Here is a 20,354-nt window from a genome sequence, read left to right as displayed (position 1 = left end):
TAACAGACAGGCGGAGAGGCCGGGTGGCGAAGGCAGCAACGTCGAAACGGGCTCCGAAGGCACGCGAGGCCGCGCCGCCCCCAAAACCGAACCGCGAGCGCCCGCCCGAGCCCAAGCGCTATAAGGCGTCGAAAGACGAGCTGCTCGATTTCTACAAGCAGATGCTGCTGATCCGCCGCTTCGAGGAGCGCGCGGGGCAGCTTTACGGCCTCGGCCTGATCGGCGGCTTTTGCCACCTGTATATCGGCCAGGAGGCGGTCGCGGTCGGACTGCAATCGGCGCTCGAGGTCGGCAAGGACAGCGTCATCACCGGCTATCGCGATCACGGGCACATGCTCGCTTACGGCATCGATCCCAAGGTGATCATGGCGGAGCTGACCGGCCGCGCCGCCGGCATCAGCCGCGGCAAGGGCGGCTCGATGCACATGTTTTCGACCGAGCATAAGTTCTACGGCGGTCACGGCATCGTCGGCGCGCAGGTGAGCCTCGGCACCGGCCTTGCCTTCGGCCACAAGTACAGCGCGGACGGCGGCCTCTGCATGGCCTATTTCGGCGACGGGGCCTCCAACCAGGGCCAGGTCTATGAGAGCTTCAACATGGCGGAGCTCTGGAAGCTGCCGATCATCTTCGTGATCGAGAACAACCAGTATGCGATGGGTACGTCGGTCAACAGATCGTCGGCCGAGGACCAGCTCTACCGGCGCGGCGAGAGCTTTCGCGTCGCCGGCCTGCAGGTCGACGGGATGGATGTGCTCGCGGTGCGCGGCGCGGCCGAGACGGCGGTGGCATGGGTCCGCGCCGGCAAGGGGCCGATCCTGCTGGAGCTGAAGACCTACCGCTATCGCGGCCACTCGATGTCCGATCCCGCCAAATATCGTTCGCGCGAGGAGGTGCAGGCGGTGCGCGAGAAGAATGATCCGATCGATCACGCCAAAAAGGAGCTCGAGGCGCGGGGCGCGAAGGAAGATGAGCTGAAGGCGATCGACAACGAGATCAAGAAGATCGTCGTCGAGGCCGCCGACTTCGCGGAGCAGGCGCCGGAGCCCGATCCGGCCGAGCTCTACACCGATGTGCTGGTGGAGAGCTATTGATGGCGATCGAGCTCAAGATGCCGGCGCTTTCCCCGACCATGGAGGAGGGCACGCTCGCCAAATGGCTGGTGAAGGAGGGCGATACGGTCGCGTCCGGCGACATCCTGGCCGAGATCGAGACCGACAAGGCGACGATGGAGTTCGAGGCCGTCGACGAGGGGACGGTCTCAAAAATCCTCGTCCCTGAAGGCACCGACAATGTGAAGGTCGGCACCGTCATCGCGCTGATCGGCGGCGAGGGCGAAGCGGCGGCGACACCCGCGCCCGCCGAGGCACCGGTCCCCGAGCAAAAGGCCGAGGAATCCGAAGCGCCAGCGCCCACGCGGGCGGAGAGCGGCACGGCGCAGCTCGTCAAGCCGGCCGCGCGCGCCGACGTCGCCGATCCGGACATCCCGGCCGGCACCGAGATGGTGCGGACCACGGTGCGCGAGGCGCTGCGCGACGCGATGGCCGAGGAAATGCGCCGTGACGAGCGCGTTTTCGTGATGGGCGAGGAGGTCGCCGAATATCAGGGCGCCTATAAGGTGACCCAGGGGCTGCTCGACGAGTTCGGCGACCGGCGCGTCATCGATACGCCGATCACCGAATATGGCTTTGCCGGCGTTGGCACCGGCGCGGCGATGGGCGGTCTTCGCCCGGTCATCGAGTTCATGACCTTCAACTTCGCGATGCAGGCGATCGACCACATCATCAATTCGGCGGCGAAGACCAATTATATGTCCGGCGGCCAGATGCGCTGCCCGATCGTGTTCCGGGGCCCCAATGGCGCGGCCAGCCGGGTCGGCGCGCAACACAGCCAGAATTACGGCCCCTGGTACGCGGCGGTGCCGGGCCTGATCGTGATCTCGCCCTACACCGCGGCGGACGCCAAGGGCCTGCTCAAGGCCGCGATCCGCTCCGAGGATCCGGTCGTCTTCCTCGAGAATGAATTGCTTTATGGTCAAAGCTTCGACGTGCCGAAGCTCGACGATCATGTTCTGCCGATCGGCAAGGCGCGGATCGCGCGTGAGGGCAAGGACGTGACGATCGTCACCTATTCGATCGGCGTCGGTGTCGCGCTCGACGCGGCCGAAACGCTGGCCGGCGAGGGGATCGAGGCCGAGGTTATCGACCTGCGCACCCTGCGCCCGCTCGACAAACAAACGGTGCTCGCAAGCCTGGCGAAGACGAACCGCATGGTCTGCGTCGAGGAAGGCTGGCCGGCCTGTTCGATCTCCTCCGAGCTGATGGCGGTCGCGATGGAGGAAGGGTTCGACGATCTCGATGCGCCGGTGCTCCGTGTGACGGACGAGGATGTGCCGCTGCCTTATGCCGCGAACCTCGAGAAGCTGGCGCTGATCAAGGCCGAGGATGTCGTCGCGGCGGCGAAAAAGGTTCTCTATCGCTCCTAATTTCTCGTCACCCCAGCGAAGGCTGGGGTCCATGCTGAGCACGTATGGATGCCAGCCTGCGCTGGCATGACGGGATTTGATACAGTTGCCTTGACCCCCGTCTCGATCGCGATAGCGTGACACTAAAACCGGGAGGGGCCTATGTGGCGCTATTTCGCGGGTGGTGGTGCGACGCTGCTGCTGATCGTCGCCAGCTTCTTCATCTGGCAGGGCATCGCCCAGCGCGACGACAGCCCGGTCCCCGAGGCGCCCGAGCAGGCCGAGGCTGCGGACGACGACGGGGATGACGAGGGCGCCGCGCCGGGCCAGCCGCCGTCCGCTGACGCGCGCACCCGGGAACAGCGCCGTTTCGACCGCGCCGACCGCGACAATGACGGCCGGATCACGATCGAGGAAATATACCATCCCCGCCGCCGCGCCTTTCAAAGGCTCGACACCAATGGCGACGGACGCCTGTCCTTCGAGGAATGGGCGGTCCGGACCCGCACTCGCTTTGCCCAGGCGGACCGGGATCGCAACGCGAGCCTGACGCGCGAGGAATATGCGACCACCGCCCAGCGCCGCCGGCCGCAGCGACGGGCCGCGAATTGCCGCTGCTAGAATTCCTCCCCTGCTTTTGCAGGGGAGGGGGACCGCACGAAGTGTGGTGGAGGGGCTTCTTGCGCCGCAGACCCCTCCGCCATGCTTCGCATGGTCCCCCTCCCCGAGAAATCTCGGGGAGGATTTGAGGCGAGCCATTTGGCAAGATCGGCCCGTGCCTGCTTTGTATAGGCCTGCTTTCGGTAGGCCTTTTTCATCCGGCCGGTGATCGGCGGGAACAGGCCGAAATTGATGTTCATCGGCTGATAGGAGGCAGCGTCCGCGCCGCCGGTGATGTGGCCGAGCAGCGCGCCGAGCGCGGTCGTCGGCGGCGGGGGAGCGAGCGTCGTGCCAGTCAGCTCGGCCGCGGCGAAGCGGCCGGCGAGCAGGCCGATCGCCGCGCTCTCGACATAGCCTTCGCAGCCCGTGATTTGCCCGGCGAAGCGGATATGCGGCGCGGCCTTCAGCCGCAGCGTCTCGTCGAGCAGCTTCGGCGAATTGATGAAGGTGTTGCGGTGGAGCCCGCCCAACCGCGCGAACTCCGCATTCTCGAGGCCGGGGATCGTCCGGAACAGCTCGACCTGCGCACCGTGCTTGAGCTTGGTCTGGAATCCCACCATGTTCCACAACGTGCCCAGCGCATTATCCTGGCGGAGCTGAACCACGGCATAGGGCCAGCGCCCCGTCTTCGGATCGTCGAGTCCCACCGGCTTCATCGGCCCGTAGCGGAGCGTGTCCTCGCCGCGCTCGGCCATCACCTCGATCGGCATGCAGCCCTCGAAATAGGGCGTGTCCTTCTCCCACTCCTTGAACGCGGTCTTCTCGCCGTCGAGCAGGCCGGACACGAAGGCCAGATACTGGTCCTTCGTCATCGGGCAGTTGATGTAGTCCTTCGTGTCGCCCTTGGCCCAGCGGCTGGCCATCCAGCAGACCGACATGTCGATGCTGTCGCGATGGACGATCGGGGCGATCGCATCGAAGAAGGCGAGGGCGTCCGAGCCGGTCGCCGCGCCGATCGATTCCGCCAGCCTGAGTGCGGTGAGCGGTCCCGTGGCGACGATGGTAAGGCCGCTGTCCGGCACCCGATCGATGCGCTCGCGGACGATCTCCACATTTGGGTGGGCGGCCAAAGTCGCCGTCACCTGCGCCGAGAAGCCGTCCCGGTCTACGGCCAGAGCCGTGCCCGCCGGCACGCGATGCGCGTCGCCGGCGGCCATGATCAGCGACCCCAGAGCCCGCATCTCCGCGTGCAGCAGCCCGACCGCATTGTTGTCGGCGTCGTCGGAGCGGAAGCTGTTCGAGCAGACCAGCTCGGCGAGGCCGTCGGTCTGGTGCGCCGGAGTCATCTCGCCGCCGCCGCGCATCTCGCTGAGCCGCACCTTGACGCCTGTCTCGGCGAGCTGCCACGCCGCTTCGGATCCCGCCAGGCCGCCGCCGATGATATGGACCTTATTCGTCATCGGGCGGTTCGATAGTCGCTCGTGCGGCGAGGAGGAAGGCCATGCTCGATCATGTCGGCTTCGCGGTGTTGGACGCGGAACGCTCCAGGCGCTTCTACGAGCAGGCGCTGGCGCCGCTCGGCCTGAGCTTGATCATGACTGTGCCCGCGGAAGAAAATGGCAGCGGCGGCACGGCGCACGGCTTCGGTACCGAGGGTGATCCGTTCTTCTGGATCGGCGACAATGAGCAGGTGGGCGAGGGGACGCATGTCGCCTTCCGGGCGGAAACGCGCGAGCAGGTCGATGCCTTTCACGAGGCGGCGCTCGCGGCGGGCGGCCGCGACAATGGGCCGCCTGGCCTGCGCCCGCATTACGGTCCCGATTATTATGCCGCTTTCGTCCTCGATCCCGATGGATTGAATATCGAAGCGGTGTGCCACAAGAGCGTCGCCGATGACCGGCAGGCGCATCTCCACCAGAGGCTATGAGGGCGACCGGCCAGCGCCGCTCACGATAAGTCTCGTCATCCCGGCCCACAACGAGGAAGCCTATATCGGCGCCTGTCTCGACGCGGTCATGCAGCATGTCGCCGAAAGGGTCTGCGAGATCATCGTCGTCGACAATGACAGTAACGACGGGACAGCTGAGATTGTCCGGCGATATGAGCGCGTTACTTATGTGTTCGAGCCGAGCAAGGGGATCACAAAGGCCCGTCAGCGTGGATATCAGAGCGCGCGCGGAGACATTCTCGCCTTCGCCGACGCCGATACGATCCCGCCCGCCGGCTGGATCGAACGGATCGACGAGCAGTTCCACCAGGATGCGGGGCTGGCCTGCATCAGCGGACCCTATCGCTACTACGACCTTCCGCGGCTGCAGCAATCCATCGCCTCCGCCTGGTTTGTCGCCGCCCGCCCGCTGTATCGCGTTTTCGGCTATCTGGTCGTTGGAGGAAATTTCGCGATTCGGCGCAGCGCGCTCGACGCGATGGGTGGCTTCGACGCGACAATCGAATTCTATGGCGAGGATGCCGATATCGCCCGCCGGGCGCGGAAGTTCGGGCGTGTGCTGTTCACGCCGCGGCTGGTGATGCCAACCTCGGGCCGGCGGCTGAAGCGGGAAGGCTATGTGAAGATGGCCGGCATCTACCTCGTCAATTTCCTGTCGATCGCGTTCAGGGGGAAGCCGGCCACGCGCGGCTATACGGACGTACGATGACCAGCACACCGCGCAGGCGCATCTTCACCATCGGCTATGAAGGCGCGACGCAGCCGGAGCTGATCGCGGCGCTCAGCGGCGCAGGCGTGAAGCAGGTGATCGACGTTCGCGCCGTGCCGCTGTCGCGCAAACCCGGATTCTCGAAGAACATCCTCGCCGCGGGCCTGAAGGAGGCCGGTATCGGCTACGTCCACCTGAAAGCGCTCGGCACGCCGCCGGCGGGACGCGAGGCGGCGCGCAAGGGCCGGATGGATGAGATGAAACGCATCTACTCTGCCCAGCTCGAGACGCCGGAAGCGGGTGCCGAAGCCGCGCAGATGATCGCGCTGGCGGAAGAGACGCCGTCGGCGTTGCTCTGCTTCGAGCGCGACCCGGCGCAATGCCACCGCACGCCGCTGCGCGAGACGGCGATGGCGGACTGGGAGGTCGTCGACCTCTACGCCTGAGCCGCGAGCGCCAGGAAATTGGCGAGCAGGGCGTGACCGTGGGCGCTGGCGATGCTCTCCGGGTGAAACTGGACGCCGTGGATCGGCAGGTCGCGATGGGCGAGGCCCTGGACCGTCTCGTCCTCGGCCCTGGCGGTGACGGCGAGACAGGCCGGCAGACTCGCGCATGCAGCGGCCAGCGAATGATAGCGTGTCGCCTGAAGCGGGGTCGGGAGGCCGGCGAAGACACCGCTCCCGTCATGCGCGATGGCGCTCGTCTTGCCGTGCATCGCTTTCGGCGCGCGGACGATCTGGCCGCCGAACGCCTGGGCGATCGCCTGGTGACCGAGGCAGACGCCGAGTAGCGGTCGTCGAGCGGCTGCGCAGGCCGCAACCAGTTCGAGCGAGATGCCGGCCTTGTCCGGGGTTCCCGGCCCCGGCGAGATCAGGATCGCCGCCGCGCCGCTCGCCAAGGCGTCCGCCGCGCTGAGCTCGTCGTTGCGCGCGACCTCCACTTCCGCGCACAGCTCGCGCAGGTAATGGACGAGGTTCCAGGTGAAGCTGTCGTAATTGTCGACGACGAGAACGCGCACCGCGTTGGCTTATTCCGTCCCGCCGGTCAGCCGCCGCCGTGCCGCCGCGATGGCCGCATCGTTGCGGGTGACGCCGGCGCGCATCTCCAGCGCGCGGGCGAATTGCTGCGCCATTTCCTCGGCGGCCGAATTGTTGAACTGCGTTCGCGTGGTCTGGATCAGCTGCGGCTGTCCGCTGGCGTCGCCTGCGGTGCGCTCGGCATGGTGGACAACGAACCAGCCCTGGCCGTTGGGCGCGGCGAGGATGCGGGCGCGGCCCTGGGGGAGGCTGAACAAAGCCATTAACGGAGGAGGCACCTGCTGGCCGCCGCGGCTGATCTCCAGCCGCTGGAGGTTGATCTGCTGCACCGGCGGCAGCGCGATTCCGGCGGCGGCGAAGGCCTGGGCCGCCGGCATGCCGCCGTTGATCCGGTCGGCGATCGCCTGCGCCATCGCCCGCGCCCGATCGGATGCGGTCTGCAACACCAAGGTCGCGCGAACCGCCTGGCGAATCTGGGCCAGCGGCGGCGTCGCGGCCGACGTCACGGCGCCGATGCCGATCAGCGCATAACGCTGGTTCGCCTGGATCGTCTCGACCACCGGCTCCGGATCCTCCGCCTCGATCTCGAACGCCTGGGTGAGCAACGGCTGAAGCTCGGGCGGAAGGACGAACGGCTGGCCGAAGCTCTGGCCGGTCGAGGTGATCGGCGGCGTCGTGATCAGATTGAGCTGCTCGGCGCGGGCGATCTCGTCGACATTCTCGTTGTTGGCGACCCTGTCCTCGACCCGGGCGACAAGCGCGGCCAGCGCATCGGTTCCCTTGCGCTGCCGAACGGCGGCGGTGATCTCGGCCCGGACCGTCTCGAGCGGCCGCGCGGGGGTCGACTGAATCGCCTCGATGCGGATGACCTGGAACGTGCCCTCGGACGCGATCGGGCCGATCACCGTGCCCCGCTGCGCGGCGGCGGCGAAAGCGGCGCGCGCGCCTTCCGCGCCGGCCTGTTGGGCGAAGGCGTCCTGCGTCTGGTCGGCCAAGGTCAGGTCGCGGGCCGAGAAGCCGGCGCTCGAGGCGACCTGGTCGAAGCTGGTGCCGGCGCGCAATTGCTGCGCGGCGGCATCGGCGGCGGCCCGGTCCTGAAGCACCAGCCGCTGCAGCGTGCGCGTCTCGCGCGGGCCATATTGGGCCGCGTTCTGACGATAATAAGCCTGGATTTCCTGCTCGCTCGGCTGCGAGGCCGCCGCGACCTGCTCAGGGCCGATGACCGCGAAGCGCACCACGCGCCGCTCGGGAATCGCGAAGCGGGCGCGGTTCTGCTGGTAGAAGTTGGCGATCTCGGCGTCCGATGGGTTGATCGCTCCCGCCAGCGCCTGGGAGGGAACCACGCCGATCGCCCCGCGCCGCCGCTCCAGCAGCAGGTTGGCGAACGATTGTGCAAGCGCCTCCGGCACGCGCTGGCCGATCGCGATCGGGCCGAGCAACTGGCGCTGGAGCAACGAGCGGGCAATGTCCTCGCGCAGCTGCGCTTCGGTGATGTTCTGGTTGCGCAGCGCGGCACGGAACGCATTCTCGTCGAACTGGCCGGCGAAATTGCGGAACTGGGGAACGTTGACGATCTCGCGATCGACCATGCGCTGCGTCGCGACCAGTCCCTGCTCGCCGCCGAACTCGACGACCGCCTCGCCGACGATCAGCGAGTTCAGGATCTGGTCGAACGCGCCCGAGGCGAGGAACGCGTTCATGTCGAGCGCCGGATTCTGCTGCCGGGCCTGGTTGAACTGGCGGGTGACGAGGTCGCGCAACTGCTGCTCGGTGACGGAGCGCCCGCCGACCGTGGCCAGAATCTCGGCGCGCTGCTGGCCGCCGCCGAGCGAGCCAAGCCCGCCCATGCCGTCGGTGCCGAAGCCGGTGATGACGATCGCCAGCAGGACGATGAAGAGGATGGCGCCGGCGACCCATTTGGTGGCCCTGCGGCGAACGACGTTGAGCATGAAGGGAGGTTCCAGTTCTGGCGTTTGCACGCGCCATAGAAGGCCGCTAGGCGACCCGCAACCACCGTCAGGGAAAGCTCATGCAGCTGCGCCGCAAGCTCGTCGTCGGAAACTGGAAGATGAACGGGTCGCTGGCCCAGCTGGCGGAGCTCGGGCCGATCGCCGATGCGGCGCGCGAAGCGGGCGGCGTCGATGTCGGCATCTGTCCGCCGTTCACCCTGATCGCCGCGGCCGTGACCCGCTCCGGCGGCGTCGCGATCGGCGCGCAGGATTGCCACCAGGCGGCGAGCGGCGCCCATACCGGCTGCGTCTCGGCGGCGATGCTGAAGGAGGCCGGCGCGAAGATCGCGATCGTCGGCCATAGCGAGCGCCGCGCCGATCAAGGGGAAACGGACGCGCTCGTCCGGGCCAAGGCCGAAGCCGCGCTCGCCGCCGGCCTGATCACTATCGTCTGTGTGGGCGAGAGCGAGAGCCAGCGCGAGGCGGGGGGGCATGTCCGGGTCGTCACCGACATGCTCGCCGGCTCCATGCCGGACGACTGGGAGGAAGGCGAGCTGGTCGTCGCTTATGAGCCGGTCTGGGCGATCGGCACGGGCAAGGTCGCGACGCCGGCCGACGTCATCGAGATGCACGCGGCGTTGCGCGCCGCGCTGGTCGCGCGCTTCGGCGATCGCGGCGGCCGCATCCGCATCCTCTATGGCGGCTCGGTCAAGGCGGACAATGCGGCCGAAACGTTCCGCTGCCCGGAGGTCGATGGCGGCCTCGTCGGCGGCGCCAGCCTGACCGCCGCGCAGTTCGTGCCGATCGTCGAGGCGGCCGCGGGCGGTTGAACCGTCGCGCCGCTTCGCCTAGATCGCCGCACAACTAACCCACTTGCTCGTCATGCCAGCGAAGGCTGGCATCCATGCTGACCCAGAATGGACCCCGGCCTTCGCTGGGGTGACGGGGACGAAGAAAGCCATCGTATGTCCGCGCTCTTTTCCTTTCTCCTGATCGTCCAGGCCCTGATCGCCGTGGCGATGATCACCGTCATCCTCATGCAGCGCTCCGAAGGAGGCGGGCTGGCCGGCGGCGGCAGCCCGTCGGGGATGATGAGCGCGCGCGGCGCCTCCGATTTCCTGACCCGCTCGACCGCGATCCTCGCCACTCTGTTCGTCGCGCTGTCGATCCTGCTCGCGGCGCTGGCCGCGAATACCGCCGGCCCGCGCACGATCGACACGAGCCTGCAGCGCCGCACGCCGGCCAGCGCGCCGGCCACGCCCGCCGCTCCATCGCAGACCTCGATCCCCGGCGCGACGCCGCAGCCCGGCCAGCCGACCGGCGCCGCGCCAGCCCCGGCCGCGCCTGCCGCGCAGGGCAACCAGAGCGGAGCCCCGCTGGCCCAATAAGCCGGCCTCTCTCTGGAGGAGCGAATAAATCCGATTCGCCCGCTTGCCCGAATCCCTCCGGTCCGCTTAAGCCTGTCCTCCCATGGCGCGGTTCATTTTTGTCACCGGCGGCGTGGTCTCATCGCTCGGCAAGGGACTCATGGCGGCGGCGCTCGCAGCGCTGCTCCAGGCGCGCGGTTACACGGTGCGCCTGAGGAAGCTCGATCCCTATCTCAACATCGATCCGGGGACGATGAGCCCCTATCAGCATGGCGAGGTCTACGTCACCGACGACGGGGCCGAGACCGACCTCGATCTCGGCCATTACGAGCGGTTCACCGGCGTTCCGGCGCGTCAATCGGACAACGTCACCTCGGGCCGCATCTACCAGGGCATCATCCAGCGCGAGCGGCGCGGCGATTATCTCGGCGCCACCGTCCAGGTGATCCCGCACGTCACCAATGCGATCAAGGATTTCATCAGCGCCGACGTGCCCGCCGATTGCGACTTCCTGATCTGCGAGGTCGGCGGCACTGTCGGCGACATCGAATCGCTCCCGTTCATCGAGGCGATCCGCCAGTTCAGGAACGAAGCGGGCAGGGGAGAAACGCTCTCCATCCACACCACGCTCGTCCCCTATATCGCCGCCGCCGGCGAACTGAAGACCAAGCCCACGCAGCATAGCGTCCGCGAGCTGACCAGCCTTGGCATCCAGCCGGAAATCATCGTCTGCCGCTGCGAGCATCCGCTGCCCGACAATGAGCGGGCGAAGATTTCCAGCTTCTGCAACGTCCGCAAGGACGCGGTGATCCCGGCGCTCGACGCGAAGAGCATCTACGCGGTCCCGGCCCAATATCATGAAGCCGGCCTCGACACCGAAGTGCTCGCCGCGCTCGGCATCGACGATGCGCCGCCGCCCGACATGGCGCGCTGGACCGACATCATGGACCGGCTCGAGCATTTCGAGGGCGAGGTGACGATCGGCGTGGTCGGCAAATATGTCGGCCTGCTCGACGCCTATAAGAGCCTGACCGAGGCGTTGATCCACGGCGGCATGGCGAACCGGGTGAGGGTCCGGATCAACTGGCTCGACGCGGAAATGTTCTCAGGCCCGGACGGCGACGTCGCGCCGATGCTTGAGCCGGTCCACGCCATCCTCGTCCCCGGCGGCTTCGGCGAGCGCGGGTCCGAGGGCAAGATCGCCAGCGTCAGGTTCGCCCGCGAGCGCAACGTGCCCTTCTTCGGCATCTGCCTCGGCATGCAGATGGCCTGCATCGAGGCGGCGCGGGAAGCGGGGATCGAGGAGGCGAGCTCGACCGAGTTCGGCGAGACGAGCGAGCCGGTCGTCGGCCTGATCACCGAATGGATGAGCGAAGCGGGCATCCAGAAGCGCGCGGCCGAAGGCGATCTCGGCGGCACGATGCGCTTGGGCGCGTATGAGGCGGTGCTCGGCCACAACAGCGTCGTGCGCGGCATCTACGGCAGCGACCGGATCAGCGAACGCCACCGCCACCGCTACGAGGTCAACGCCCATTACAAGGCGGCGCTGGAGGCGGGCGGCCTGATCTTCAGCGGCATGAGCCCCGACGGCGAGCTCCCCGAAATCGTCGAGCGGCCGGACCACCCCTGGTTCATCGGTGTGCAGTTCCATCCGGAGCTGAAGAGCAAACCCTTCGACCCGCACCCCTTGTTCGCCAGCTTCATCGATGCGGCGGTGAAGCAGAGCCGACTGGTCTAGTGCGCCATCTTTGCGCAACCCTCTTGAGCACATAACAAGAACATGGCACTAGCAGTGGAGGGGGGACAGGCAAAGATGCCGAAAGCGACGACGGCATTGAAGGCCAAGCTCCTGTCGCAGGCCATCCGCGACCCGCTATTTGGTCAGGCGCTGGAAACGGCGGCAACCGAGATCGCTAAAGCGAGCGTCGCGGCGGCGAACGAAGCCACCGTCGAGTCGGCCTTCGAGCGCATCCTCTATGCCGTGCTGAAGGACATCGGGCTCGACTTCCACCCACAGAAGGAGATGCCCCTCAAGACCCGCCGCCATGTCAAGAAGGGGCGGACCGACAGCCGGATCGGGGCGCTGATCATCGAATACAAGCAGCCATCTACCCTGCGATCAGCGGCGGCAAAGGCGAAGGCGATCGGGCAACTTTCAGAATATGCCGAGGCGTTGGTCGAAGAATTGTCAAATGATGTCGTTGGGTTCCTCACTGATGGGGTCGAGATCCTCGAAATCCGCGCAGGGCCGGATGGCAACCTTTCGGAAAGCAGCTTCGCGCCGGTCAGCCCCGCCACGCTTCTACGATTGGTCCGCTCGATCATCGCGCTCGAAAAGAGTGCGCTGACGGCGGACAATCTCATCCGCGATTTTTGCGGCGCGGCGACGGACGGGATCGTCTTTGAAACGGCGAGAAAGCTGAACAAGATTCTTTCCAGCCGCCCCACCGCCAAGTCCGAGATGCTGCGTTCCGAATGGGAAGCGTTGTTCCGCCTGGCGCATGAGGACCAGTCGCAACAACGGCGAATCGAGGACCGGCGTCAGGCGCTATCTGACATTTTCGGTCGGCGGATAACCCAACCTGTCGACGAATACCGGGCGCTCTTCTCGCTTCATACCGCCTACGCGATCATTCTGAAGATGATTGCCTATCGCGTTGTCTCGGACGTGAAGTTCGGCTCCGTCTCACAGGACTATAAGTCGCTGACGGGAGCGTCCTCCGAGGCGATGCGCGCTTTCGTGGCCCGGCTCGAGGATGGCGAGCTTTTCCGGGACATCGGCATTCTCAATCTGCTCGAAGGCGATTTTTTCTCTTGGTATGCTGATGAGGATCAGTGGAGCGATTCCGTCGCGGGAGTGGTCCGCGAAATACTAGCCACGCTGGCTCGCTATGAAGATGTCAACGCGATCTTCGATCAAGGGCGCGCCGTCGATCTGTTTCGGCAGCTCTACGAAGCAACTGTGCCGCAAGCGGTGCGGTCGAGCCTCGGCGAATTCTACACGCCTTATTGGCTGGCCGAGCATGTCCTGGAGACCTCGCGTCCGAGCGGCGCGTGGAACGCGCTGGATCCTTGCTGCGGGTCGGGCACATTCCTGATCGCAGCGATCGCCCGGCTACGCGCCGAGAATCAGGACCTCGACCCGGCAGCGCTCGCCCGCCAGGTGCTGAAGCGCGTCTGTGGGATCGATCTCAACCCGCTCGCTGTCCTGACTGCGCGCATCCATTTCTTCATCCACATCGCCGACCTCCTTGACGGAGTCGACGATGATATTGCCCTGCCGGTCTATCTTGGCGACGCGTCGAATATTCCCGTGCGCAGGACGCAGAATGGCGTGGAGTTCATTCATTACGAGCTCAGCACACTGAAGACACCCCTTAGCATCGATATTCCTGCCTACCTGTCCAACGATCTTCTTCAATTTGCGAAGTTGATGTTCGCCTTTGAGCAGAGCGTGAAAGCCGGCGACTATGCGGAAGCGAAGGCGGGACTTCTTGGCGATGCCGATGTGAAGGGACGGCCTGCCATTGTTCGTCACCGGCTTGTCGCGCTGGCCGACCAGATCATCGATCTGGAAAAACGCGAATGGAACGGCATCTGGGCGCGCATTGTCGCCAATTTTGCTGCGACCGCCGCGATTGGGCCCTTCACCAATATCATTGGTAACCCGCCTTGGATCGATTGGAAGTCGCTCCCTTCGGGATATCGCGAAAAGGTGAAGGCGCTGTGCGTCGACAAGGGCTTGTTTTCAGGCGCTGGCAGAACCGGCGGTATCAACCTGAACGTTTGCGCGCTCATAGCGCATGTCGCGGCGGCCAATTGGCTCGCCAAAGGCGGCCGGATGGCGCTGCTGATGCCCCGGGAGCTCGCCAGCCAGGCGTCCTACGAAGGCTGGAGGCGGACGGTCGGCGGAGCCTCTTGTTCACTCGTTGAGTTTCATGACTGGTCGGACGCCGGACATCCGTTCGATCCGGTCAAGGAAGACTTCATGACCTTCGTTTTTCATGCGAAGCGCACCAAACAAAGCCGGCTGCCCGCTTACCGATACGCGAAGCGGGAGCGGAGCGCCAAAGCGCATGCTTGGTCCAATTGGCTCCAAGCCGAGTCCAAGCTGAAGCGGACCAAGGCTTTCGCCGGACAGATAGTTGAGGGCAGCTCGGCCTACACCTTTGCCCCCACGCGTGCCCGGCTTGACCAGTTTGCGAAAGTGGCGGGCCATTGCCCCTACGTCGGCCGGGAAGGGATTGAATTTTATCCGCAGGAGTTGCTGTTGTTCAAATATGAGGGGGTCGGACCAAAGCCCGGGCTAGTTTGGGTCCGCAACGTCCAGGTCGCGAAGTCAAAATACAGAATTCCATCCCAGCGTATCGCGCTGGAGTCCAAGCACCTGTATCCGCTGGTGAAGGGTCCGTTCATCGAGCGCATGAGCTATGACGACCCCGATATTTTGGCGGTATTTCCTTACGAGAAATCACGCCCTCACACGCCGATTCCGATAGCGACTTTGAGGAAGGAGGCGCCGCATCTGCTTGGGTATCTCCGAAAATATAGGAAGATACTGGAACAGCAGACCCATTACAGCGACGCAATACGCGCCGATGGCGAATTTTACGGCCTCGCCCGAACCGGGCCTTATTCGTTTAACGACTGCTATGTCGCCTTTCGCGACAATAGCAAATGGCGTGCGACGGTCGTGACCGAGAAAACAATGCCGTGGAAGGGAAGAAAGCGCTTTCTGTTTCAGAATCATGCGGTGTCGATCTGCGAGTATGAGGATCGGTTGATCACGGAAGACGAAGCTTTCTACGTCGCCGGGATTTTCAATGCGCCGATCGTGGCGGAGTTCATCTATGCCTCATCGGACAGCAGATCATTCAAAATCCGGCCGCCTGTCTATGTGCCGCCCTTCGACTCAAGGATTGCGAGTCATCGGAAGATCGTCGTCTCGGCTCGAAAAATGGCGTCATCGAAAAGCGCTGACAGCATCGCCGTCACGATCGAACGCTTGTATCTCGCCCTCTGTGATGCGCGAACCAAGTCAATGAGGCCCAGAAAGGCGTAGATTAAAGCACGAATGGAGGCCGTCCCAAGCCGGTGGCGTCCGTCGTCCCGAGCCGCTAAGCCCTTGATTCGAACGCGGCGGGGCAGCGCGGAACAGGGGAATTGTCAGGATGGGCCTTTCCGCCTTGCTGGGGCTGTTGCTGTTCCAGGCCGCGCCGCAGCTGACCGCGGCCGAGCGCTTCTTCGTCGGGCGGTTCGAAGGGACCGGTACCGTTCACATCATCTTCTCCGGCCGCCAGGCGGTTCGCGATATCGGCCGCGGGCGGATGGAAAGCGGGACGCTGGTGATCGACCAGATCGTCCAGCAGGAGGGCACCGCGCCGCGCCGGCGGCACTGGCGAATCACCCGTGTCGGCCCGAACCGCTTCACCGGCACGATCACCGACGTGCGCGGCGAGGTCGCGGGCGAGATCAACGGCAACGTGCTTCATCTGAGCTATCGCAGCACGCATGGCCCCTGGGTCGAGCAGTGGATCACGCTCCACCCCAACGGCCGCACCGCGCACAACCGCATGACCTTCCGCCGCTTCGGCATCCAGGTGGCGACGGTCGAGGAGACAATCCGCCGGCTGGATTGACGCCTATTTGCTCGCGAACTGGCCCGCTTCGGCGCCGAAATGCTCCTTGGCGTGGCTGCGGGCGGCGGTGGCGCTCTTGAAGCTCTCCTCGACCGGCGTCGCGGTGACCAAAGGGTAATTCTGGCTGTTGTAGCGGACCTCGCGGATGGTCAGCCGGTAGCCGCCTTCCTCGTCCTTGACGATCAGGAAGGGCTTGGGGATTTCTCTCGACATTGCGCGGGTCCGTTCATGAAAGCGCCCGCCGGCTTCAAGCGCGGCGGGCGGTCGCGGTCTCAATCGACCATGTTGGCGACCAGGCGGCGCCAGTCGGGCGGGCCTGGTCGATGTGGGGCGGCCATGGGCCGCGGCGTCGCCGCCAGCAGGGCCAGCGGCCAGTGTAATTTGGGTCTTTGTATCAGGTTCATTGTCTTCTCGGACGGCATCGCCGCCGGTGGTTGGTAATGGCCTAGCGGCGGAAGGATCGCTTTCGCGGTCCGCCGCCGCCCGGGCCCTGGCCGGGTATCTTCTCGCGGAAGATGATCCGGCCCTTGCTCAGATCATAGGGTGTCATTTCGACATGAACCCGGTCGCCGACCACCGACTTGATGCGGAAACGCCGCATCTTGCCGGCGGTGTAGGCGATGATCCTGTGCTCGTTGTCGAGCATCACGCCGAAGCGGCCGTCGGGGTAGATCTCGTCGACCTGCCCCTCCAGGACCAGCAGTTCCTCTTTCGCCACCCCTTAGGAGGCGTCGGCGAGGTTGACCGCGGAGGTCTTGCCGTTCTTGCCGGTCTCGAGCTCGTAGCTCAGCTTCTGGCCTTCCTTGATCGAGCCGAGACCGGCCCGCTCGACGGCGGTGATGTGGACGAAGGCGTCCGGGCCGCCGGCTTCGTTGGTGATGAAGCCGTAGCCGCGGTCGAGGTTGAAGAATTTCACGGTGCCGATAGCCATGATCGGGTCCTTTCATGCAAAAATACCCGCGCGCGAATGGCGCGGCGGGGCGTGGCAGCTCGAAAGGGAAGGAGAAGCCCGAAGGCGTCAAATTCGCTCGCAGGCGACGTCAGCGCCACCGATATAGGGCAAGTCGGGCGGATTTACAAATCGGGCGCGGTCGCGGCTTCCCGGAAACGCAAACGCCCGGACGTTTCCGCCCGGGCGCCCGTGAGACGGCTTGCGCCGTCTACCCCCTTTGGTGCTCCGCCCCACACGCCTGGCCCACCTCGCAAGGATCAAGCGGGAACGAAGGCTCCCCGAACCAGGCCGTTGAAGTCCTTGGCTCTTGTGCGGCGGACGCTATGCCCGCCCGCGCCGCTTGTCATGGCCCGATTGCGACCAGTGACTCGTTTGCGCCGCCGCTGTTGCGTGAGTGCCACAGCCGCGTTCGGTTGCCTTGGCGGCGCGGGCTGCTAGAGCCGCCGCCATGCGCCTGTCCCGATACTTTCTGCCTGTCGCCAAGGAGACGCCGGCCGACGCCCAGATCGTCAGCCACAAGCTGATGCTCCGCGCCGGCCTGATCCGCCAGACCGCCGCCGGCCTCTATGCCTGGCTGCCGATCGGCCACCGCGTCTTGAGGAAGATCGAGCAGATCGTGCGCGAGGAGCAGGACCGCGCCGGCGCGGTCGAGATGCTGATGCCGACCATCCAGTCGGCCGATCTCTGGCGCCAGTCGGGCCGCTACGACGCCTATGGCCCGGAGATGCTGCGCTTCAGGGACCGGCACGACCGCGAGATGCTCTACGGGCCGACCAATGAGGAGATGATCACCCAGATTTTCCTCGGATCGGTGAAGTCCTACCGAGATCTTCCCCGCACCCTCTATCATATCCAGTGGAAATTCCGCGACGAGGTCCGCCCGCGCTTCGGCGTGATGCGCGGCCGCGAGTTCCTGATGAAGGACGCCTACAGCTTCGACCTCGACGAGGAGGGATTGAAGGCGAGCTATGAGGCGATGTTCGTTGCTTATCTGCGGACTTTCGCGCGGCTGGGGCTGACCGCAGTGCCGGTTCGCGCGCCGACGGGGCCGATCGGCGGCGACCTTTCCCACGAGTTCCACATCCTCGCCGAGACCGGCGAGAGTGCGATCTTCTACGACGCGGCGCTCGACGACGTGTCGCAGGAGGAATTGCTGACCGCGGATGCGGCCACCATCGCGAAGCTCACCGGGCTCTATGCGATGGAGGAGGAGGAGCATGCCAAGGTCGCCGATTACCCGGTGCCGGCCGATCGCCTCCGCTCGCGGCGAGGGATCGAGGTCGGTCATATCTTCGCCTTCGGCACCAAGTACAGCGAGTCGATGGGCTTCGCGGTGCAGACGGCCGACGGCGCGCAGGTCCACCCGCACATGGGCAGCTATGGCGTCGGCGTCTCGCGGCTGATGGGCGCGATCATCGAGGCGAGCCATGACGAGGCGGGGATCGTCTGGCCGGAAAGCGTTGCGCCCTATCAGGTCGGGCTGATCAACATGCGTGCCGACGACGGCAATTGCGCGAGCGCCGCGGACGAGATTTACGGACGGCTACAGGATGCCGGCGTCGAGACGCTCTACGACGATCGCGACGAGCGCGGCGGCGCCAAGTTCGCGACGATGGACCTGATCGGCCTGCCCTGGCAGCTCGTCGTCGGCCCCAAGGGGCTCGAGCGCGGCGTGGTCGAGCTCAAACGCCGCGCCACCGGCGAGCGCGAGGAGCTTTCGATCAAAAGCGCGCTGGCCCGGCTCTCGGCATGATCCTCAACTCCTACGAGCGGATGATCGCCCGGCGCTATTTGCTGCCGGGCAAGGGGGAGGGGTTCATCTTCCTCGTCGCCGGGATCAGCCTCGCCGCCGTGATGCTCGGCGTCGCCGCCCTGATCATCGTGATGAGCGTGATGAACGGCTTTCGCGCCGAGCTGTTCGACAAGGTCGTCGGCCTCAACGGCCATGCCGTGATCCAGGGTTATGGCGGGCGGCTGCAGAATTGGCAGCCGATCCTGGAGGAGGCGCGGCGCACGCCGGGAGTCGTCTCGGCCAATGCCCTGATCGAGCAGCCGCTGATGGCGAGCCATGAAGGGCGGGTCGAGGCGATCCTGCTGCGCGGCATGCCGGCCGGGGACCTTGCCGCCAATCCGACGCTCAACCGCAATGTGCTGTCCGGCTCGCTTGCCGCGGTCCGGCCGGGCACGACCAACGTCGCGATCGGCTCGCGGCTCGCCGAATTGCTGGGGCTTCAGGTCGGCGATTCGATCACCATCATCTCGCCCGAGGGGCGGACGACACCGTTCGGCACCGTGCCCCGGATCGTCGACTACAATGTCGCAGCGACCTTCGAGGTCGGGCTCTACGATTTCGACCGCGCCTTCGTGATCATGCCGATGGAGGAGGCGCAGAATTTCCTGCTGATGGGCGACGCGATCGGGATGATCGAGGTCGAGACGACCGACGCCGATCGGGTCGGCGAGATCATGGCGCCGCTCGCCCCGGCCGTCGCCGGCCGCGGCGTCGTCAACGACTGGCGCAGCATGAACTCGGCTTTGTTCGAGGCGCTGCAGGTCGAGCGAGTGGCGATGTTCGTCGTGCTCTCGATCATCGTGCTGGTCGCGGTGTTCAACATCCTGTCCTCGCTGATCATGCTGGTGCGCGCCAAGACCCGCGACATCGCGATCCTCCGCACGATGGGCGCGACCCGCGCGAGCCTGATGCGCGTGTTCATGACGGTGGGCGTGACGATCGGCGTGCTCGGCATCATCGCCGGGATGATCCTGGGCGCGGTCTTCCTTTATTACCGGCAGGGCGTCGTCGGCTTCGTTCAGCAGGTGACCGGCCAGAATCTCTGGGATCCGTCGATCCGCTTCCTCACCGAGCTGCCGGCTTTGCCCGACCCGACGGAGATCATCGCCATCGTCGTCATGGCGCTGGTGCTGAGTTTCCTCGCCACGCTCTATCCGGCGTGGAAGGCGGCGAGCACCGATCCGGTCCAGGTGCTTCGCTATGAGTGAAGTGCTGCGGGTGGACGGGCTCAAGCGCACCTTCGTTCAGGGCGACGCCCGGATCGAAGTGCTGCGCGGCGTCGATCTGGCGGTCACGCCGGGCGAGATCGTCGCTTTGCTCGGCCCGTCCGGCTCGGGCAAGTCGACGCTGCTTCAGGCCGTGGGTCTGCTCGAAGGCGGCTTCGAGGGCTCGATCCAGATCGCCGGCGAGGAAGCCGCCAGCCTCAAGGACGTCGATCGCACGCGCGTCAGGCGCGACACGTTGGGCTTCGTCTACCAGTTCCATCACCTCCTGCCCGATTTCAACGCGCTGGAGAATGTGATCCTTCCGCAATTGGTTCGCGGGGTTTCCCGGGCCGATGCAGCCGAGCGCGGGAAGTCCTTGCTTGGCGCGCTCGGCCTGGCCGAACGGCTGACCCATAGGCCGTCCAAGCTTTCCGGCGGCGAGCAGCAGCGGGTCGCCGTCGCCCGCGCTCTCGCCAATCGGCCGGCACTAGTGCTCGCCGACGAGCCGACCGGCAATCTCGACGAGGCGACGGCGGACGTGGTCTTCGCCGAGTTCCTCCGCCTCGTCCGCGACGAAGGCAGCGCCGCCCTGGTCGCCACTCATAACGAGCGCATCGCCGCCAAAATGGATCGCGTGCTTAGGCTTCACGAGGGCAAAATCGAATAGATGTGGATAAGCGGCGCGGCGCCGCTTC

At 65.8% G+C, this 20,354-nt stretch carries 20 protein-coding genes; 14 read left to right on the top strand and 6 right to left on the bottom strand.

What is annotated here, in order from left to right; genetic code table 11:
- Positions 1 to 23: 23 nt before the first annotated feature.
- The 3 genes from pdhA (at position 24) to ACT4N3_RS07460 (ending at position 3,082) form a co-directional block, all read left to right on the top strand.
- Positions 24 to 1,091, top strand: a complete 1,068-nt coding sequence (pdhA, locus tag ACT4N3_RS07470) for a pyruvate dehydrogenase (acetyl-transferring) E1 component subunit alpha (protein WP_444854586.1) — start codon at positions 24 to 26, stop codon at positions 1,089 to 1,091.
- Positions 1,091 to 2,482, top strand: coding sequence for a pyruvate dehydrogenase complex E1 component subunit beta (locus ACT4N3_RS07465; RefSeq protein WP_444854585.1), 1,392 nt, complete (start codon positions 1,091 to 1,093; stop codon positions 2,480 to 2,482). The genes pdhA and ACT4N3_RS07465 overlap by 1 nt, the downstream gene beginning before the upstream one ends.
- A gap of 141 nt (positions 2,483 to 2,623) precedes the next feature.
- Positions 2,624 to 3,082 (top strand): EF-hand domain-containing protein, encoded by a 459-nt coding sequence (locus ACT4N3_RS07460; protein ID WP_444854584.1) that lies wholly within the window; start codon positions 2,624 to 2,626, stop codon positions 3,080 to 3,082.
- Here ACT4N3_RS07460 and trmFO read toward each other — a convergent pair.
- Positions 3,079 to 4,521, bottom strand: a complete 1,443-nt coding sequence (gene trmFO / locus ACT4N3_RS07455; protein WP_444854583.1) for a methylenetetrahydrofolate--tRNA-(uracil(54)-C(5))-methyltransferase (FADH(2)-oxidizing) TrmFO — start codon at positions 4,519 to 4,521, stop codon at positions 3,079 to 3,081. The genes ACT4N3_RS07460 and trmFO overlap by 4 nt on opposite strands.
- Before the next feature lie 41 nt (positions 4,522 to 4,562).
- Between trmFO and ACT4N3_RS07450 the strand changes: the two genes are divergently transcribed.
- Genes ACT4N3_RS07450 through ACT4N3_RS07440 form a run of 3 tightly spaced genes read left to right on the top strand, consistent with a single transcriptional unit; the run spans position 4,563 to position 6,164 of the window.
- Positions 4,563 to 4,988: a VOC family protein gene (locus tag ACT4N3_RS07450; RefSeq protein WP_444854582.1), complete on the top strand. Its 426-nt coding sequence runs from the start codon at positions 4,563 to 4,565 to the stop codon at positions 4,986 to 4,988.
- On the top strand, positions 4,954 to 5,718 hold the full coding sequence (locus tag ACT4N3_RS07445; RefSeq protein ID WP_444854581.1) for a glycosyltransferase: 765 nt from the start codon (positions 4,954 to 4,956) through the stop codon (positions 5,716 to 5,718). The genes ACT4N3_RS07450 and ACT4N3_RS07445 overlap by 35 nt, the downstream gene beginning before the upstream one ends.
- Positions 5,715 to 6,164: a DUF488 domain-containing protein gene (locus ACT4N3_RS07440; RefSeq protein WP_444854580.1), complete on the top strand. Its 450-nt coding sequence runs from the start codon at positions 5,715 to 5,717 to the stop codon at positions 6,162 to 6,164. The genes ACT4N3_RS07445 and ACT4N3_RS07440 overlap by 4 nt, the downstream gene beginning before the upstream one ends.
- On the opposite strand, the gene ACT4N3_RS07435 is transcribed toward ACT4N3_RS07440, so the two are convergent.
- On the bottom strand, positions 6,155 to 6,736 hold the full coding sequence (locus ACT4N3_RS07435) for an anthranilate synthase component II (RefSeq protein ID WP_444854579.1): 582 nt from the start codon (positions 6,734 to 6,736) through the stop codon (positions 6,155 to 6,157). The genes ACT4N3_RS07440 and ACT4N3_RS07435 overlap by 10 nt on opposite strands.
- Positions 6,737 to 6,745: 9 nt before the next feature.
- Entirely contained in the window at positions 6,746 to 8,704 is a 1,959-nt protein-coding gene (locus ACT4N3_RS07430) for a SurA N-terminal domain-containing protein (RefSeq protein ID WP_444854578.1), read from the bottom strand.
- An 80-nt stretch (positions 8,705 to 8,784) separates the two neighbouring features.
- Here ACT4N3_RS07430 and tpiA point away from each other — a divergent pair, with 80 nt between their 5' ends.
- From tpiA to ACT4N3_RS07405, 5 genes are all read left to right on the top strand, one after another.
- On the top strand, positions 8,785 to 9,534 hold the full coding sequence (gene tpiA, locus ACT4N3_RS07425) for a triose-phosphate isomerase (RefSeq protein ID WP_444854577.1): 750 nt from the start codon (positions 8,785 to 8,787) through the stop codon (positions 9,532 to 9,534).
- A 135-nt stretch (positions 9,535 to 9,669) separates the two neighbouring features.
- Positions 9,670 to 10,092, top strand: coding sequence for a preprotein translocase subunit SecG (secG, locus tag ACT4N3_RS07420; protein WP_444854576.1), 423 nt, complete (start codon positions 9,670 to 9,672; stop codon positions 10,090 to 10,092).
- Positions 10,093 to 10,174: 82 nt separating this feature from the next.
- Positions 10,175 to 11,809 (top strand): CTP synthase, encoded by a 1,635-nt coding sequence (locus ACT4N3_RS07415; RefSeq protein ID WP_444854575.1) that lies wholly within the window; start codon positions 10,175 to 10,177, stop codon positions 11,807 to 11,809.
- Positions 11,810 to 11,884: 75 nt separating this feature from the next.
- Positions 11,885 to 15,133: an N-6 DNA methylase gene (locus ACT4N3_RS07410; RefSeq protein ID WP_444854574.1), complete on the top strand. Its 3,249-nt coding sequence runs from the start codon at positions 11,885 to 11,887 to the stop codon at positions 15,131 to 15,133.
- 109 nt (positions 15,134 to 15,242) lie between these two features.
- Positions 15,243 to 15,710, top strand: a complete 468-nt coding sequence (locus ACT4N3_RS07405; RefSeq protein WP_444854573.1) for a DUF3833 family protein — start codon at positions 15,243 to 15,245, stop codon at positions 15,708 to 15,710.
- 3 nt (positions 15,711 to 15,713) lie between these two features.
- Here the strand turns inward: ACT4N3_RS07405 and ACT4N3_RS07400 are convergent, their stop codons facing one another.
- From ACT4N3_RS07400 to ACT4N3_RS07390, 3 genes are all read right to left on the bottom strand, one after another.
- Entirely contained in the window at positions 15,714 to 15,923 is a 210-nt protein-coding gene (locus ACT4N3_RS07400; protein WP_444854572.1) for a hypothetical protein, read from the bottom strand.
- A gap of 232 nt (positions 15,924 to 16,155) precedes the next feature.
- The gene (gene infA, locus ACT4N3_RS07395; protein ID WP_444854571.1) at positions 16,156 to 16,428 is read right to left on the bottom strand and encodes a translation initiation factor IF-1; all 273 of its coding nucleotides are present in this window, start codon (positions 16,426 to 16,428) and stop codon (positions 16,156 to 16,158) included.
- Positions 16,429 to 16,431: 3 nt separating this feature from the next.
- Complete coding sequence (locus tag ACT4N3_RS07390) at positions 16,432 to 16,641, bottom strand: cold-shock protein (protein WP_444854570.1); 210 nt, start codon at positions 16,639 to 16,641, stop codon at positions 16,432 to 16,434.
- 469 nt (positions 16,642 to 17,110) lie between these two features.
- Between ACT4N3_RS07390 and proS the strand changes: the two genes are divergently transcribed.
- Genes proS through ACT4N3_RS07375 form a run of 3 tightly spaced genes read left to right on the top strand, consistent with a single transcriptional unit; the run spans position 17,111 to position 20,326 of the window.
- Positions 17,111 to 18,415, top strand: coding sequence for a proline--tRNA ligase (proS, locus tag ACT4N3_RS07385; RefSeq protein WP_444854569.1), 1,305 nt, complete (start codon positions 17,111 to 17,113; stop codon positions 18,413 to 18,415).
- Entirely contained in the window at positions 18,412 to 19,662 is a 1,251-nt protein-coding gene (locus ACT4N3_RS07380) for a lipoprotein-releasing ABC transporter permease subunit (protein WP_444854568.1), read from the top strand. The genes proS and ACT4N3_RS07380 overlap by 4 nt, the downstream gene beginning before the upstream one ends.
- Entirely contained in the window at positions 19,655 to 20,326 is a 672-nt protein-coding gene (locus ACT4N3_RS07375) for an ABC transporter ATP-binding protein (protein ID WP_444854567.1), read from the top strand. The genes ACT4N3_RS07380 and ACT4N3_RS07375 overlap by 8 nt, the downstream gene beginning before the upstream one ends.
- Positions 20,327 to 20,354: the final 28 nt, after the last annotated feature.

The sequence above is a fragment of the Sphingosinicella sp. genome (assembly GCF_052388015.1).
GTDB lineage: Bacteria > Pseudomonadota > Alphaproteobacteria > Sphingomonadales > Sphingomonadaceae > Allosphingosinicella.
This window is presented reverse-complemented; position numbering and strand designations above follow the sequence as displayed.

Excerpts from the sequence above, each read along its gene's own strand:
- ACT4N3_RS07465 (WP_444854585.1), top strand. The coding sequence starts at position 1,091 with ATGGCGATCGAGCTCAAGATGCCGGCGCTTTCCCCGACCATGGAGGAG.
- ACT4N3_RS07430 (WP_444854578.1), bottom strand. The coding sequence starts at position 8,704 with ATGCTCAACGTCGTTCGCCGCAGGGCCACCAAATGGGTCGCCGGCGCC.
- proS (WP_444854569.1), top strand. The coding sequence starts at position 17,111 with ATGCGCCTGTCCCGATACTTTCTGCCTGTCGCCAAGGAGACGCCGGCC.
- ACT4N3_RS07415 (WP_444854575.1), top strand. The coding sequence starts at position 10,175 with ATGGCGCGGTTCATTTTTGTCACCGGCGGCGTGGTCTCATCGCTCGGC.
- ACT4N3_RS07400 (WP_444854572.1), bottom strand. The coding sequence starts at position 15,923 with ATGTCGAGAGAAATCCCCAAGCCCTTCCTGATCGTCAAGGACGAGGAA.
- ACT4N3_RS07380 (WP_444854568.1), top strand. The coding sequence starts at position 18,412 with ATGATCCTCAACTCCTACGAGCGGATGATCGCCCGGCGCTATTTGCTG.
- ACT4N3_RS07460 (WP_444854584.1), top strand. The coding sequence starts at position 2,624 with ATGTGGCGCTATTTCGCGGGTGGTGGTGCGACGCTGCTGCTGATCGTC.
- trmFO (WP_444854583.1), bottom strand. The coding sequence starts at position 4,521 with ATGACGAATAAGGTCCATATCATCGGCGGCGGCCTGGCGGGATCCGAA.
- tpiA (WP_444854577.1), top strand. The coding sequence starts at position 8,785 with ATGCAGCTGCGCCGCAAGCTCGTCGTCGGAAACTGGAAGATGAACGGG.
- ACT4N3_RS07390 (WP_444854570.1), bottom strand. The coding sequence starts at position 16,641 with ATGGCTATCGGCACCGTGAAATTCTTCAACCTCGACCGCGGCTACGGC.
- ACT4N3_RS07410 (WP_444854574.1), top strand. The coding sequence starts at position 11,885 with ATGCCGAAAGCGACGACGGCATTGAAGGCCAAGCTCCTGTCGCAGGCC.
- ACT4N3_RS07450 (WP_444854582.1), top strand. The coding sequence starts at position 4,563 with ATGCTCGATCATGTCGGCTTCGCGGTGTTGGACGCGGAACGCTCCAGG.
- ACT4N3_RS07405 (WP_444854573.1), top strand. The coding sequence starts at position 15,243 with ATGGGCCTTTCCGCCTTGCTGGGGCTGTTGCTGTTCCAGGCCGCGCCG.
- secG (WP_444854576.1), top strand. The coding sequence starts at position 9,670 with ATGTCCGCGCTCTTTTCCTTTCTCCTGATCGTCCAGGCCCTGATCGCC.
- ACT4N3_RS07445 (WP_444854581.1), top strand. The coding sequence starts at position 4,954 with ATGACCGGCAGGCGCATCTCCACCAGAGGCTATGAGGGCGACCGGCCA.
- ACT4N3_RS07375 (WP_444854567.1), top strand. The coding sequence starts at position 19,655 with ATGAGTGAAGTGCTGCGGGTGGACGGGCTCAAGCGCACCTTCGTTCAG.
- ACT4N3_RS07440 (WP_444854580.1), top strand. The coding sequence starts at position 5,715 with ATGACCAGCACACCGCGCAGGCGCATCTTCACCATCGGCTATGAAGGC.